This is a genomic window from Rhabdonatronobacter sediminivivens, from assembly GCF_013415485.1.
Lineage (GTDB): Bacteria > Pseudomonadota > Alphaproteobacteria > Rhodobacterales > Rhodobacteraceae > Rhabdonatronobacter > Rhabdonatronobacter sediminivivens.
This window is the reverse complement of record NZ_JACBXS010000004.1, coordinates 128,149-141,806: the sequence shown is the minus strand read 5'-3', so window position 1 is coordinate 141,806 and position 13,658 is coordinate 128,149. Positions and strand designations below refer to the sequence as shown.

Annotated in this window: 15 protein-coding genes; 12 read left to right on the top strand and 3 right to left on the bottom strand. The window is 69.8% G+C overall.

Annotated elements, in window-relative coordinates:
• Positions 1-8: 8 nt before the first annotated feature.
• The 3 genes from HUK65_RS03140 to HUK65_RS03130 all read right to left on the bottom strand — a co-directional run bounded on the left by HUK65_RS03140 (position 9) and on the right by HUK65_RS03130 (position 3,168).
• Entirely contained in the window at positions 9-893 is an 885-nt protein-coding gene (locus tag HUK65_RS03140; RefSeq protein ID WP_179904666.1) for a DMT family transporter, read from the bottom strand.
• A 77-nt stretch (positions 894-970) separates the two neighbouring features.
• A complete protein-coding gene (gene eno / locus HUK65_RS03135) occupies positions 971-2,248 on the bottom strand; it encodes a phosphopyruvate hydratase (protein WP_179904665.1) in 1,278 nt (425 codons plus the stop codon).
• 41 nt (positions 2,249-2,289) lie between these two features.
• Complete coding sequence (locus tag HUK65_RS03130; protein ID WP_179904664.1) at positions 2,290-3,168, bottom strand: DMT family transporter; 879 nt, start codon at positions 3,166-3,168, stop codon at positions 2,290-2,292.
• Positions 3,169-3,375: 207 nt separating this feature from the next.
• On the opposite strand from HUK65_RS03130, the gene HUK65_RS03125 reads away from it, so the two are divergent.
• The 12 genes from HUK65_RS03125 to HUK65_RS03070 all read left to right on the top strand — a co-directional run bounded on the left by HUK65_RS03125 (position 3,376) and on the right by HUK65_RS03070 (position 13,640).
• A complete protein-coding gene (locus HUK65_RS03125) occupies positions 3,376-4,581 on the top strand; it encodes a phage major capsid protein (protein WP_179904663.1) in 1,206 nt (401 codons plus the stop codon).
• Between the two features lie 137 nt (positions 4,582-4,718).
• On the top strand, positions 4,719-5,300 hold the full coding sequence (locus HUK65_RS03120) for a head-tail connector protein (protein WP_179904662.1): 582 nt from the start codon (positions 4,719-4,721) through the stop codon (positions 5,298-5,300).
• Entirely contained in the window at positions 5,297-5,635 is a 339-nt protein-coding gene (locus HUK65_RS03115) for a head-tail adaptor protein (protein ID WP_179904661.1), read from the top strand. The genes HUK65_RS03120 and HUK65_RS03115 overlap by 4 nt, the downstream gene beginning before the upstream one ends.
• Positions 5,632-6,045 (top strand): DUF3168 domain-containing protein, encoded by a 414-nt coding sequence (locus tag HUK65_RS03110; protein ID WP_179904660.1) that lies wholly within the window; start codon positions 5,632-5,634, stop codon positions 6,043-6,045. Before HUK65_RS03115 ends, HUK65_RS03110 begins: the two co-directional genes overlap by 4 nt.
• Before the next feature lie 55 nt (positions 6,046-6,100).
• Positions 6,101-6,514 carry a phage major tail protein, TP901-1 family gene (locus HUK65_RS03105; RefSeq protein WP_179904659.1) on the top strand — a complete coding sequence of 138 codons (414 nt, stop codon included), beginning with the start codon at positions 6,101-6,103 and terminating at the stop codon, positions 6,512-6,514.
• 14 nt (positions 6,515-6,528) lie between these two features.
• Complete coding sequence (locus HUK65_RS03100) at positions 6,529-6,849, top strand: gene transfer agent family protein (RefSeq protein WP_179904658.1); 321 nt, start codon at positions 6,529-6,531, stop codon at positions 6,847-6,849.
• A complete protein-coding gene (locus HUK65_RS03095) occupies positions 6,846-7,073 on the top strand; it encodes a rcc01693 family protein (RefSeq protein ID WP_179904657.1) in 228 nt (75 codons plus the stop codon). The genes HUK65_RS03100 and HUK65_RS03095 overlap by 4 nt, the downstream gene beginning before the upstream one ends.
• A complete protein-coding gene (locus HUK65_RS03090) occupies positions 7,051-7,710 on the top strand; it encodes a phage tail tape measure protein (RefSeq protein ID WP_179904656.1) in 660 nt (219 codons plus the stop codon). Before HUK65_RS03095 ends, HUK65_RS03090 begins: the two co-directional genes overlap by 23 nt.
• 1 nt (position 7,711) lies before the next feature.
• Complete coding sequence (locus HUK65_RS03085; protein ID WP_179904655.1) at positions 7,712-8,344, top strand: DUF2460 domain-containing protein; 633 nt, start codon at positions 7,712-7,714, stop codon at positions 8,342-8,344.
• On the top strand, positions 8,341-9,231 hold the full coding sequence (locus HUK65_RS03080; RefSeq protein WP_179904654.1) for a DUF2163 domain-containing protein: 891 nt from the start codon (positions 8,341-8,343) through the stop codon (positions 9,229-9,231). The genes HUK65_RS03085 and HUK65_RS03080 overlap by 4 nt, the downstream gene beginning before the upstream one ends.
• Entirely contained in the window at positions 9,228-9,698 is a 471-nt protein-coding gene (locus HUK65_RS03075) for a C40 family peptidase (protein WP_179904653.1), read from the top strand. The genes HUK65_RS03080 and HUK65_RS03075 overlap by 4 nt, the downstream gene beginning before the upstream one ends.
• A gap of 45 nt (positions 9,699-9,743) precedes the next feature.
• On the top strand, positions 9,744-13,640 hold the full coding sequence (locus HUK65_RS03070) for a baseplate multidomain protein megatron (protein WP_179904652.1): 3,897 nt from the start codon (positions 9,744-9,746) through the stop codon (positions 13,638-13,640).
• The last annotated feature ends 18 nt before the right edge of the window (positions 13,641-13,658 follow it).

The window sequence follows — 13,658 nt, the reverse complement described above, 5'->3', positions numbered from 1 at the left end:
GGCGTGGGTCAGGGGCGCGGTTGCATCCCTTCGCGCCACAGGATGATGAGCCCCCCGGCGATGATGATGCTGGCACCGGTGACGGTCCAGCCGCCGGGGATATCGCCCCAGATCAGCCAGCCCACCCCCGAGGCCCAGATCAGCGCCGTATAGTCAAAGGGCGCCACCACCGCCGCCGGGGCCAGCCGGAAGGCCTGCCCGATCAGCGTGATGCCCAGGCTGCCCAGCACGGCAATGGCGGCGAAAAGCGCGTAATCAGCGGTCTGCACCGGCACCCACACGGCAGTGGCGAAGGGCAGGGCATAGAGCCCCGGAAAGCCCACCGCGAAGAGCATCATGGTCCAGAGCCCCTCATCCCGGCCGATGAAGCGCGCCATCATCATGAACAGCGCGTAGCAGGAGGCCGTGCCCAGCACCATCAGCGATGCCGGTTGAAACGCCGCGCCCCCCGGCTGGACAATCACCAGCACGCCTGCAAACCCAACCAGCACCGCCGCCCAGCGCCACGGGCCGACCCTTTCGCCCAGGATCGGCACCGAAAGGGCGGTGATGAAGATGGGGGCGGAAAACACCAGCGCCGTGGCCTCGGCCAGGGGCAGCACGGTCAGGGCCGAGAAATAGAAGAACGCGCCGACCAGCATCAGCACCCCGCGCAGCGCATGCACGCGCAGATAGCGCGTGCGCAGCCCCGCCGTGCCCGAGATCGCCAGCACCACCGCCGCGATCATCGGCACCGCCAGAATGTTGCGGATGGCGATGATCTGCACCGGATTGTAGCGCTCGGTCAGCAGCTTGGCGATGGCGTCATTGACCACCAGGAAAGCCACGCCCGCGCAGATGGTGGCGATGGCCAGCGGCAGGTTGATCTCGGTCAGGGTGCGATCGGTGGGCATGGCGGCTCCGGCAAGGGGTGCCGCCCCGGTCTGGCAGGTCCGGGCGGCGGGGGCAAGATACCCCGCCGCGCGTTCGCTTAGCGTGCCAGCACCGTGCGCCCGGCATAGATGGCGGTCTCGCCCAGCGATTCCTCGATCCGGATCAACTGGTTATACTTCGCCAGCCGGTCCGAGCGCGCGAGCGAGCCGGTCTTGATCTGCCCGCAATTGGTGGCCACGGCCAGATCGGCGATGGTGGCGTCCTCGGTCTCGCCCGAGCGATGCGACATCACGCAGGTCATGCGCGCACGGTGCGCCATGTCCACGGCTGCCAGGGTTTCGGTCAGGGTGCCGATCTGGTTGACCTTGACCAGCAGGCTGTTGCCGCAGCCTTCGTCGATGCCGCGTTGCAGGCGGGTGGGGTTGGTGACGAACAGGTCATCGCCCACAAGCTGCACCTTGCGGCCCAGGGCTTCGGTCAGCATCTGCCAGCCCTCCCAGTCATCCTCGGCGCAGCCGTCTTCGATGCTGATGATCGGATAATCCGCGACCAGGGCGGACAGGTAGTCCACATTCTGCGCCGCGCTCAGGGTTTTCCCTTCGCCTTCCATGACATAGGCGCCGTTCTTGAAGTATTCGGTGGCGGCGCAATCAAGCGCCAGCATGATGTCGCCACCCGGGGTATATCCGGCTTTTTCAATGGATTTCAGGATGAAATCCAGCGCCTCGCGGGTGGAGCGCAGGTCCGGGGCGAAGCCGCCCTCGTCGCCGATCCCGGTCGAAAGACCTGCCGCCGAAAGCTCCTTCTTCAGGGTGTGAAAGACCTCGGCCCCCATGCGCACAGCGTCGCGCATGGAGGGCGCGACGACGGGCATGATCATGAATTCCTGGATGTCGATGGGGTTGTCGGCATGTTCGCCGCCGTTGATGATATTCATCATCGGCACCGGCAGGGTGCGTGCTGACGTGCCGCCGATATAGCGGTAAAGCGGCTGCGTGGTGAAATCCGCCGCCGCCTTGGCCACGGCCATGGACACGCCCAGGATCGCATTGGCGCCCAGCCGGCCCTTGTTATGGGTGCCGTCCAGTTCGATCATTGCCTGGTCGATGGCCACCTGTTCGGTGGCATCCGCGCCCAGAAGCGCCTCGGCCAGGTCGCCATTGACGGCCGAGACGGCCTCTTGCACGCCCTTGCCCAGATAGCGCGCCGGGTCGCCATCGCGCCGCTCGACGGCCTCATGCGCGCCGGTGGAGGCGCCCGAAGGCACGGCGGCGCGGCCCATGGAGCCGTCCTCGAGGATCACGTCCACCTCGACCGTGGGATTGCCGCGGCTGTCCAGGATCTCGCGCCCGATGATGTCGATGATGGTGCCCATGACGTCCCCCGTGGTGGTGATTGAGCGCTCTATAGCGCGGGTCAGGCGGGCTGGGAACCCCGTTGCGCACGCTCGCGCAGGATGGTGAAGACCCCGGCGCCGACGATGATCGCCGCCCCGGTCAGGGTAGCCGCGTCCGGGCGTTCGGCAAAGACCACCACGCCGATGATCAGCGCGAACAGCATCCGCGAATAGCGAAAGGGCGTGACGACCGAAACCTCGCCTGTGCGCACGGCGCCGACCAGCGCGTAATAGGCGCCCAGGCCCAGCACCAGCATGGCGGTGAATTGCAGCGCCTGCATCCCGTCCGGCAGGCTGGCCGCGCGGGTGCTGAAGGCGGTCAGCAGCAGCCCCGCCGGGATCATCGCCGCATAGGCCCAGGCCGAAAGCTGATAGCTGGACACCGCCGCCGGCACCCGCCGCGTGGCCAGATCGCGCGCGGCCAGGGCAAACACCGCCACCACCGCCAGAAGCGAGGCGGGCTCGAACCCCTCCAACCCCGGGCGGATGACCAGCAGCACCCCGAAGAACCCCGCCAGAATCGCCCCCCAGCGCCGCCAGCCGACTTTCTCGCCCAGAAACAGCACCGCGCCCAGGGTCACCGCCAGCGGCGTGGCCTGCAGGATGGCCGAGGCGCTGGAGAGCGGCGTCAGTGCGATGGCCATCACGAAGGACATGGCGGCGACCATCTCGCCCAGGTTGCGGATGATGACCGGCCCGGACCACAGCGCCGGGGGCCAGAGCGGCTCACCCCGCAGCCAGACCATCAGCCCGAAGATCAGCGCCCCGCCCACGCCCAGAAAGGCGATGATCTGCCCCACCGGAAAGCTGGCCGAGAGCAGTTTGATCAGCATGTCTTCGAGCGCGAAGAGCGCCATTGCCAGCACCATCAGCAGGCTGCCGCGCAGGTTGTCGGTCATGGGATGTCTTTCACAGGTTAAGAACCCCCTGCCTACATCAGAAGGCGGGGCGGGGGAAACGGGGAATCGCGGCGCGGGTGTTGCGCGCGGGCGCGGGGGCAGCGTGCGCTGTGCTCAGCCCGGCTTTACCCCGTGGGGCTATACCTTGCCCCAACCCGACATGCGGTCCCGTTTCCGGGCCAGCCGGGTGCAACCGAGGAGAGCCCCATGACCCAATCCGACGCATCCTGTCCGGTTCCGCAGGCGGCTGTGGAGCCCGACCTTCCGGTGGCGGAGGTGAAAGCCGCCGTTGCCGGGTTCCTGAGCGAGTTCAAGGCGTTTCAGGATGATATTCAAGTCTCACTTCAACAACAGGAAGAGCGAATGACCATGCTGGATCGCAAACATGCCCAGGCCGTGACGCGCCCGGTTCTGAGCCGCGCCGATGACGCCGGGGCGCCCCATCTGAAGGCGTTCGACGCCTATCTGCGTTCGGGCGACGAAAACGCCATGCGCGGGCTGGAGTTCGAAACCAAGGGTCTGAACACCCAGGTCGCGGGCGAGGGTGGCTATCTGGTCGATCCCCAGACCGCCGAGACGATCCGCGGCGTGCTGCATGGGGCGGCCTCGATCCGGGCGATCGCATCGGTGGTGACGGTCGAGGCGACCTCCTTCGATGTGCTGGTGGATCATTCGGACGTGGCCTCGGGCTGGGCGAGCGAGACCGGCGCGGTGGTGGAAAGCACCGGGCACGCGATCGACCGTATTCCGGTCCGCCTGCATGAGCTGTCGGCCATGCCCAAGGCCAGCCAGCGCCTGCTGGACGATTCGGCCTTTGACATCGAAGGCTGGCTGGCCGCGCGCATCGCCGGGAAATTCGCCCGGGCCGAAGCCAAGGCCTTTATCGACGGCGATGGCGACGACAAGCCGCGCGGCTTCCTGGATCATCCGAAAGTGGCCGAGGACAGCTGGTCCTGGGGCAGCCTGGGCTATATCGCCACCGGCAACAATGGCGATTTCGCCACCACCAATGCCGCCGATTCCATCGTCGATCTGGTCTATGCGCTGGGCGCGGGCTATCGCGCCAATGGCACCTTTGTCATGAATTCCAAAACCGCCGGTGCGGTGCGCAAGATGAAGGATGCCGATGGCCGCTTCCTGTGGTCGGACGGTCTGGCCGCGGGAGAGCCCGCGCGGCTGATGGGCTATCCGGTGCTGATCGCCGAGGACATGCCGGACATCGCCTCGGGCAGCTATGCGATTGCCTTTGGCGATTTCGGCGCGGGCTACACCATCGCCGAGCGTCCGGACATGCGCGTGCTGCGCGATCCGTTCAGCGCCAAGCCGCATGTGCTGTTCTATGCCACCAAGCGCGTGGGCGGCGATGTGTCGGACTTCAAGGCGATCAAGCTGCTGCGGTTCTCGCAGGACTGATGCGGTGGCCGGGGGCGTGCAGCCCCCGGCGGCCCCAGCGGGCGTGATTTTCGCAAGATGAGGAGAGGGGCGCGGCGGTCAGTTGGGATCGCCGCGCCGGGGCGGCGCGCTTTGGCGTGCAGGCAAGGAAGGGCGCTATGGAGCTGATCGAGACAGGCGGGTTTGCACCGGAGGCGCTGCCGGTGGTGGCGTTGCGCGAGCATCTGCGCATGGGCAGCGGCTTTGCCGATGATGCCAGCCAGGACGGGTTGCTGGCCCAGTATCTGCGCGCGGCCATGGCCACGGTAGAGGCGCGGACCGGCAAGGTGTTGCTGGAACGCGGGTTTGAGCTGCGGGTGCAGGGCTGGCGCACGCCCGACGCGCAGGTGCTGCCGGTGGCGCCGGTGCGCGAGGTGCAGGAGGTGGCGCTGCTGGACCGCGCGGGTGGGGAAACCCTGGTGGACCCTGCGCGCTGGCGTCTGCTGCGTGACCAGCATCGCCCGGTGCTGGCGCCCATGGGCGTGGTGTTGCCGGTGATTGGCTGGGGCGGGGGCGCGGTGATCCGGTTCACCGCCGGGTTCGGCCCCGAATGGGCGGATCTGCCCGCCGATCTGGCGCAGGCGGTGCTGATGCTGGCCGCGCGTCACTATGAGGACCGCGAGGCAGGCGGCGCTCTGCCGATGGCGGTGGCCTCGATCCTGGAGCGTTGGCGCGTGCTGCGCACCGGGGGGCGGGCATGAGCGCGCCGCGGCTGACGCGCGCGCTGGTGCTGGAGCACCCTCAGGCGGCGCCCGATGGTGCGGGGGGCCAGGCGATCACCTGGAGCGCGCTGGGGATGCTCTGGGCCGAGATCCGGCCCGGCGCGGGCAATGAGCGGATGGGCGCCATGGGCCCCGAGGCGGCGCAGCGGCTGCGCATCACCCTGCGCGCCGCGCCTGCGGGCAGCCCGCGCCGCCCGCGCCCCGGCCAGCGGCTGGTCGAAGGGCCGCGGCGCTTTCGCATTCTGGCGGTGGCCGAGGCCGACCCGACGGGCCGGTATCTGGTCTGCACCGCGCTGGAGGAGGACCCGGCATGAGCTATGCGATGGCAGCCGCCCTGCAGGGCGCGATCTATGACTCTCTGGCAGGCGATGCCGTGCTGTCGGACCTGGTGGCCGGGGCGATCCATGATGCCGCCCCGCCCGCCAGCGCGCCCGGCACCCATGTGCTGATCGGCGCCGAGCAGGTTCTGGACCGATCAGACCAGAGCGGCGCGGGGGCCGAGCACCGGATGGTGATCTCGGTCATCTCGGACGCGGCGGGGTTTCTGGAGGCCAAGCAGGCGGCGGGGCGGATTTCCGATCTGCTGGCGGGCGCCGATCTGGCGCTTCAGCGCGGGCGCCTGGTGGGGCTGTGGTTCGACCGGGCCGAGGCGCGGCGCCTGCAGGGCGGGCGCACCCGGCGGATTGACCTGCGCTTTCGCGCGCGGGTGGAGGATGCGGGCTGAACCGGCCCCTTGAGCAATGCAAGGCGGCGCGGGCCGCACAACAAGGAGTGAACCCATGGGGGCGCAGAACGGCAAGGATCTGCTGATCAAGGTGGACATGACCGGCGACGGCCAGTTCGAGACCATCGCGGGGCTGCGCGCCACGCGGATCAGCTTCAACGCGGAAACGGTGGATGTCACCAGCCTGGAAAGCGCGGGCGGCTGGCGTGAGTTGCTGGGCGGGGCGGGTGTGAAATCGGCCTCGATCTCGGGCTCGGGCGTGTTCCGCGATGCGGGCACCGATGAACGGGCGCGGGCCATCTTCTTTGCCGGCGAGGTGCCGGTGTTTCAGGTGGTGATCCCCGATTTCGGCCTGGTCGAGGGCCGGTTCCAGATCACCGGGCTGGATTACGCCGGCAGCCATAATGGCGAGGCGACCTATGAAATCGCGCTGGCCTCGGCCGGGGCGCTTGATTTCGTGGCGCTGTGAGCGGGGGGCGGAGAATGGCCAACCCTCATGCGGGCGAGGTGGCGCTGTGGATCGACGACCGCCGCCATGTGCTGAAGCTGACCCTGGGCGCCCTGGCGGAACTGGAGGCCGCGTTGCAGGCCGACAGCCTGATGGCGCTGGTCGAACGGTTCGAGGGCGGCGCCTTTACCAGCCGCGATGTGCTGGCGCTGATCGTGGCCGGTTTGCGCGGCGGCGGCTGGCAGGGCACGGCGGATGACCTGCTGTCGGCCGAGATCCGCGGCGGCCCGGTCGAGGGCGCGCGGGTGGCCGCGCTGCTGCTGGCGCGGGCGTTTTCGCGCCCTGACCAGGCATGAGCGCGCGGCCAGGCATGGACTGGGCGGCGCTGATGCGCGCCGGGCTGCGCGATCTGCGCCTGACCCCGGCGCAGTTCTGGGCGCTGACCCCGCTGGAACTGGCGGTGATGCTGGGCTTCGAGGGCGGCGCCCAGCCCCTGACCCGCGCGCGGCTGGAGGAGCTGGCCGCGCGCTACCCCGACACTGCAGGAGCGCAGCAAGATGACGGACATGACCGAGTTTGAAAACCAGCTGGCCGCGCTGGAGCTGCGGCTGGGCAATACCAGCGGCATGGTCGCGGGGTTCGAGGGCGAGCTGGCTGGGCTGGAACGCTCGCTGGCCATGACCGAGCGCCAGGTCGAGGGGCTCTCGCGCTCCTTTGGTGGCGGCTTGCGGCGCGCCTTTGACGGGATGGTGTTCGACGGGATGCGGCTGAAGGATGCGCTGCGCGGGGTCGCGCAGACCATGTCGGCCTCGGTCTACAATCAGGCCATGGCGCCGGTGCAGAACGCGCTGGGCGCGGCGCTGGCGCGCGGCGTGGGCGGGCTGATGGGGGCGGTGATGCCCTTTGCCCAGGGCGGCAGCTTTGCCAACGGCCGGGTGATGCCCTTTGCCAAGGGGGGCGTGATTTCGCAGGCCACGGCCTTTCCCATGCGCGGCGGCACCACCGGCCTGATGGGCGAGGCCGGCCCCGAGGCGATCATGCCCCTGAGCCGCGGCCCCGATGGCAAGCTGGGGGTGCAGGCCGCGGGTGGCGGGGGGCGCGCGATCAACGTGACTTTCAATATTTCAACCCCCGATGTCGAAGGCTTCCGCCGCTCGGAAAGCCAGATCGCCGCGGAAATGGGCCGCCTGCTGGCCCGGGGACAGAGGAACCGCTGACATGGGCTTTCACGAAATCCGCTTTCCGGCGAATCTGAGCTTCGGCTCGCTTGGCGGGCCTGAGCGGCGCACCGAGGTGGTGACGCTGACCAACGGCCATGAGGAACGCAACAGCCCCTGGGCGCAATCGCGCCGCCGCTATGACGCGGGGCTGGGGTTGCGGCGGCTTGATGATGTCGAAGCGCTGATCGCGTTTTTCGAGGCGCGGCGCGGGCGGCTGCACGGGTTTCGCTGGAAGGACTGGGCGGATTACCGCTCCGCCCCGGCCTCGCGCCCGGTGACAGCGACGGATCAGCTGCTGGGCATGGGCGACGGGGTGCAGCGCGCGTTTGCCCTGCGCAAGGGGTATCGGTCCGGCGCGCAGGTGGAATGGCGCGCGATCACCAAGCCGGTGGCCGATACGGTCATGGTGGCGTTGGGCGCGGATCTGATGGCCGATGGCAAGGGCTGGGCGCTGGACGCCACCACCGGGGTGATCCGCTTCGACACGCCCCCGGGCAAGGGGGCCGAGGTGCGCGCGGGCTTCGAATTCGACGTGCCGGTGCGGTTCGACACCGACCTGATCCAGGTCTCGGTCGCCAGTTTCCGCGCCGGCGATCTGCCCCGCGTCCCGGTGGTGGAGATCCGCGCATGAGCCTGCAAGAGCATCTCTCCAGCGGCCTGACCACCGTCTGCCGCGCCTGGCAGCTGACCCGCGCCGATGGCACGGTGCTGGGCTTCACCGACCATGACCGGGATCTGAGCTTTGACGGCGTCACTTTTCGCGCCGATGCGGGCATGAGCGCGCGCGCGCTGGACAGCAGCACCGGCCTGTCGGTGGACAATTCCGAGGCCATGGGCGCCCTGATCGACAGCGGTTTGACCGAGGCCGACATCCTCGCCGGCCTCTATGATGGCGCGGCGCTGGTGATATGGGAGGTCAACTGGGCCGACCCGTCGCAGCGCCGCGTGGCCTTTCGCGGCACCATCGGCGAGATCACCCGCGCGGGCGGCGCCTTTCAGGCCGAATTGCGCGGGCTGACCGAACCCCTGGGCCAGACGCGGGGGCGGGTGTTCCAGACCGGCTGCGGCGCGGTGCTGGGCGACAGCGCCTGCGGGTTTGACCTGTCGCTGCCGGGCTTTGCCGTGGATCTGCCGGCCGAGGTGGTCCACGCGGGCCAGAGCTTCGACTTCGCGGATTTGCCGGGGTTCGAAGATCGCTGGTTCGAATTCGGCCGCCTACGGGTGCTGGAGGGCGCGGCGGCCGGGCAGGTGGGCGTGATCCGCAGCGACCGGCTGGCGCCGGGCGGGCAGCGCAGCCTGCAGCTTTGGCAGCAACTGGGCCGCGCGCCCGCGCCGGGCGATCTGCTGCGGCTGGAGGCCGGCTGCGACAAGCGCGCCGCCTCCTGCCGGTTGAAGTTCAACAACCTGCGGAATTTCCGGGGCTTTCCCCATATCCCGCGTGAGGATTGGCTGCTGGCCTATCCCCGAACCGACGGCGTCAATGACGGCGGCCGCCTGCGCGGGGGCGACGACACATGACCGACACCCAGCTTGCCGAGGCCGTGGTGGCCGAGGCCCGCGCCTGGATCGGCACGCCGTTTCGGCACCGGGCCTCGGTCCGTGGTGCGGGCTGCGATTGTCTGGGGCTGGTGCGCGGGGTCTGGCGGGCGGTGCATGGCGCCGAACCCGCCGCCCTGCCGCTGTACCCCCAGGGCTGGGACAGCGCTGAGGGCGAGGCCCTGCTGCTCGGGCTGCAGACCGCTCTGGCCCCCGCCAGTGGCGCGGCGCAGGCGGGCGATGTGCTGCTGTTCCGGCTGCAGCGCGGCATGGCGGCGCGGCATCTGGGCCTGCGCAGCGACCGCCCGGGCGGGCCGCATTTCATCCATGCCTTCATCGGGCATGGGGTGGTGGAAAGCCCGCTTGGCGGGGTCTGGGCGCGCCGGATCGTGGCGCGCTTTCGGCTGCGGCCTGTGATGGCCACCGGGACAGGCGGGACAGGGGTGTGATGCAGCCGCGCGCGGTGCATCCCCCGGATCGGAAAGGATAACGCAATGGCAACTCTGGTTCTTTCGGCGGCAGGGGCGGCGCTGGGCTCGGGCGTGGGGGGCACGGTGCTGGGCCTTTCAGGTGCGGTGATCGGGCGCGCGGTGGGGGCGACCATCGGCATGGCCATCGATCAGCGCCTGATGGGGCCGGGCACGCAGGTGGTGGAAAGCGGCCGGGTGGACCGCCTGCGCCTGACCGCCGCGGGCGAGGGCGCGCCCCTGCCGCGTGTCTGGGGCCGGGTGCGGCTGGGCGGCCATGTCATCTGGGCCACGCGGTTCGAGGAAACCCGCACCACCAGCCGCAGCGGCGGCGGCAAGGGCCGCCCGCGCGTCAAGGTCGAGGAATATTCCTACGCCATCAGCCTGGCCCTGGCCCTGTGCGAGGGGCCGATCCTTGGCGTGGGCCGCATCTGGGCCGATGGCGAGGAAATCGCCCCCGATGATCTGGACCTGCGTGTCTATCATGGCGACGACTCCCAGACCCCGGATCCAAAGATCGAGGCCGTCGAGGGCCCGGGCCGCGCCCCGGCCTATCGCGGAATCGCCTATGTGGTGATCGAGGATCTGGAACTGGGCCGTTTCGGCAACCGCGTCCCGCAATTCAGCTTCGAGGTGCTGCGCGCCGCCCAGGCCGAGGGCGAACCCACCCTGGACCGCGTGGTCGAGGCCGTGGCGCTGATGCCCGGCACGGGCGATTTCTCGCTTGCCGAAACGCCGGTCACGCGCGATCTGGGCCTGGGCGCGGCGCAGGCGATCAATACCAACAGCCCCCAGGGCCGCGCCGATCTGGAGGTCGCGCTGGACCAGCTGGTGCGCGAATTGCCGGGCTGCGGCTCCAGCCTGCTGATCGTTTCGTGGTTCGGCGATGACCTGCGCGCGGGCCGCTGCCGGGTGGAGCCGAAGCTGGAACATGCCGACGCCAAGGATCGCGGCCTGTCCTGGTCCGTCAGCGGGCGCACCCGCGCCACCGCGCCGGAACTGGCGCGGCTGGACGGGCGGCCGGTCTATGGCTCCACCCCCGCCGACGCGGCGGTGATCGAAGGGATCAACGCGTTGCACGCGCGCGGGCAGAAGGTGGTGTTCTATCCCTTCCTGCTGATGGGCCAGATGGAGGGCAACGGCCTGCCCGATCCCTGGTCCGACGCGCCTGATCAGCCGGTCCTGCCCTGGCGCGGTCGCATCACGCTGGAGGCCGCCCCTGGCCGCCCCGACACCCCCGATGGCACCCCCGCCGCCCAAACCGAGGTCGCCGCTTTCTTCGGCACCGTGGCCCCGGGCGATTTCTCGATCTCCAACGGCGCGGTCAGCTATGGCGGGCCGAATGAGTGGTCCTATCGCCGCTTCATCCTGCATTGCGCCGCACTTTGTGCGGCGGCGGGCGGAGTGGATGCCTTCTGCATCGGCTCTGAAATGCGCGCGCTGACCCAGATCCGCGGCCCCGGCCACAGCTTCCCCGCCGTGGCCGCCCTGCGCGCCCTGGCCGTCGATGTGCGCACGATCCTTGGCCCGGATGTCAAGCTGACCTATGCCGCTGACTGGTCCGAATACTGGGGCTACAGCGATGGCACCGGCAACCGCTATTTCCACCTGGACCCGCTCTGGGCGGATGAGGCGATCGATTTCATCGGCATCGACAATTACATGCCGCTGTCGGACTGGCGCGATGGTCAGGACCACGCCGATGCCTATTGGGGCAGCATCTACAACCTTGATTACCTGCGCGCCAATGTCGCCGGGGGCGAGGGCTATGACTGGTATTACCCCGATGCCCGCGCCCGCGCCGCGCAGGAGCGCACCCCCATCACCGATGGTGCGTATGACGAGCCCTGGATCTGGCGCTACAAGGATCTGCGCAGCTGGTGGGAGAACGAACACCATGACCGGATCGACGGCCAGCGTGCGGTCACGCCCAGCCCTTGGGTGCCGCGCTCGAAACCCTTCTGGTTCACCGAACTGGGCTGCGCGGCCATCGACAAGGGCACGAACCAGCCCAACAAGTTCCTGGATCCGAAATCCTCGGAAAGCAGCCTGCCGTATTATTCCACCGGGCGGCGTGATGACCTGATCCAGATGCAATACCTGCGCGCAATGGCCAGCTACTGGGGCGACCCGGCCCATAACCCGGTGTCCGACCTCTATGGCGGCCCCATGGTGGATATGTCCCGCGCCCATGTCTGGGCCTGGGATGCGCGGCCGTTTCCGTGGTTCCCGGGCAACCGCACGCTCTGGGCCGATGGCGAGAACTGGGCGCGGGGTCACTGGCTTTCGGGGCGGGCGCTGAACCAGCCGCTGGCGGCGGTGGTGGCCGATATCTGCGCGGCGGCGGGCGTGCACCATGTGGATGTCAGCGCCCTGCACGGGGTGGTGCGCGGGTTCGCCGTGGCCTCGACCGACAGCGCGCGGGCGATGCTGCAGCCGCTGATGCTGGCCTATGGGGTGGATGCGGTGGAACGGGACGGCACGCTGGTCTTTCGGCTGCGCGATGGCCGCGCGGCGGGCACCCTTGCGCTGCCGGACCTGGCCGAGCGTGACGGCGGCGCGCTGGAGACCACCCGCGCGCCCGAGGCCGAGCTGATCGGCCGCGTCCAGATCGGCTATACCGAGGCCGAGGCCGATTTCGACCAGCGCGTGACCGAGGCCCGCTTCCCCGATGAGGCGCAGACCGTGGTGTCGCGCAGCGATCTGCCGCTGGTCCTGAACCGGGCCGAGGCGCGCAGCATGGCCCAGCGCTGGCTGGCCGAGGCCCGCGTCGCCCGCGATGGCGCGCGTTTCACGCTGCCGCCCTCGCGCGCTCATGGGCCGGGCGATGTGGTGCGGCTGGAGGCAGGGGCAGGGCAGGGGCTCTATCGGATTGACCGGGTCTCGCAGGGGCTGAGCCGCGCGGTCGAGGCCGTGCGGGTAGAGCCTGCGCCTTATGCGGCGGCGGATGTGGTGGATGAAGGCAGCAGCTTGCGCCCCTTTGCGGCACCCGTGCCGGTGCTGCCGGTGTTCCTGGACCTGCCGCTGATGCGCGGGGATGAACTGCCCCACGCGCCGCATCTGGCGGTGGCCTCCCGGCCCTGGCCGGGAGCGGTCGCGCTCTATGAAGGCGCCCTGGGGGCAGAGCTGGAGCTGAACCGGCTGCTGGTCTCACCCGCTACGGTCGGGGTGACGGAAACACCCCTCGCCTGGGCGCCGGCGGGCCGCTGGGACCGGGGCCCCGCACTGCGGGTGCGGCTGGGCGGCGGGGCGCTGGCCTCGGCCAGCGCGGCGGCGGTGCTGGGGGGCGCGAACCTGATGGCCATCGGCGACGGGCAGGCGTGGGAGCTGTTCCAGTTCCAGCAGGTGGCGCTGATCGCCCCGGATCTGTGGGAGTTGTCCCTGCGCCTGCGCGGCCAGCAAGGGACCGACGGGGTGATGCCCGCGCAATGGCCCCCCGGCAGCACCGTGGTGCTGATGGACCGGGCGCCGGAACAGATCGACCTGCCGGGATCGGTCCGGGGGATGGCGCATCGCTACCGGATCGGCCCTGCATCGCGGCCCGTATCCGATCCCAGCTATACCGAGGTCACGCGCGCCTTCGACGGCGTGGGGCTGCGCCCCTACGCGCCGGCGCATCTGCGGTTGCGTCCGCTTGCGGGGGGGGATCTGGGGATCAGCTGGGTGCGCCGGACCCGGATCGAGGGTGATAGCTGGCAGGGATACGGGGTGCCCCTGGGCGAGGAGTTCGAGCGCTACCGCCTGCGCATCCTGGGCGGGGATGGCGCCCTGCGGCGAGAGATCGAGATCGGCCAGCCGCAATGGACCTACACCGCCACCCAGCAGGCTCAGGATGGGCTGGACGGAGGGCTGAGCGTCACGGTGGCCCAGATCTCGGCCCTGTTCGGCCCCGGACCGGAAGCGAGCATCGATCATGAACTCTGACCGCGTGTCCCGCCCCGT

Coding starts and splice junctions, on each gene's coding strand:
- HUK65_RS03140 (WP_179904666.1), bottom strand. CDS start 893: ATGCCCACCGATCGCACCCTGACCGAGATCAACCTGCCGCTGGCCATC.
- eno (WP_179904665.1), bottom strand. CDS start 2,248: ATGGGCACCATCATCGACATCATCGGGCGCGAGATCCTGGACAGCCGC.
- HUK65_RS03130 (WP_179904664.1), bottom strand. CDS start 3,168: ATGACCGACAACCTGCGCGGCAGCCTGCTGATGGTGCTGGCAATGGCG.
- HUK65_RS03125 (WP_179904663.1), top strand. CDS start 3,376: ATGACCCAATCCGACGCATCCTGTCCGGTTCCGCAGGCGGCTGTGGAG.
- HUK65_RS03120 (WP_179904662.1), top strand. CDS start 4,719: ATGGAGCTGATCGAGACAGGCGGGTTTGCACCGGAGGCGCTGCCGGTG.
- HUK65_RS03115 (WP_179904661.1), top strand. CDS start 5,297: ATGAGCGCGCCGCGGCTGACGCGCGCGCTGGTGCTGGAGCACCCTCAG.
- HUK65_RS03110 (WP_179904660.1), top strand. CDS start 5,632: ATGAGCTATGCGATGGCAGCCGCCCTGCAGGGCGCGATCTATGACTCT.
- HUK65_RS03105 (WP_179904659.1), top strand. CDS start 6,101: ATGGGGGCGCAGAACGGCAAGGATCTGCTGATCAAGGTGGACATGACC.
- HUK65_RS03100 (WP_179904658.1), top strand. CDS start 6,529: ATGGCCAACCCTCATGCGGGCGAGGTGGCGCTGTGGATCGACGACCGC.
- HUK65_RS03095 (WP_179904657.1), top strand. CDS start 6,846: ATGAGCGCGCGGCCAGGCATGGACTGGGCGGCGCTGATGCGCGCCGGG.
- HUK65_RS03090 (WP_179904656.1), top strand. CDS start 7,051: ATGACGGACATGACCGAGTTTGAAAACCAGCTGGCCGCGCTGGAGCTG.
- HUK65_RS03085 (WP_179904655.1), top strand. CDS start 7,712: ATGGGCTTTCACGAAATCCGCTTTCCGGCGAATCTGAGCTTCGGCTCG.
- HUK65_RS03080 (WP_179904654.1), top strand. CDS start 8,341: ATGAGCCTGCAAGAGCATCTCTCCAGCGGCCTGACCACCGTCTGCCGC.
- HUK65_RS03075 (WP_179904653.1), top strand. CDS start 9,228: ATGACCGACACCCAGCTTGCCGAGGCCGTGGTGGCCGAGGCCCGCGCC.
- HUK65_RS03070 (WP_179904652.1), top strand. CDS start 9,744: ATGGCAACTCTGGTTCTTTCGGCGGCAGGGGCGGCGCTGGGCTCGGGC.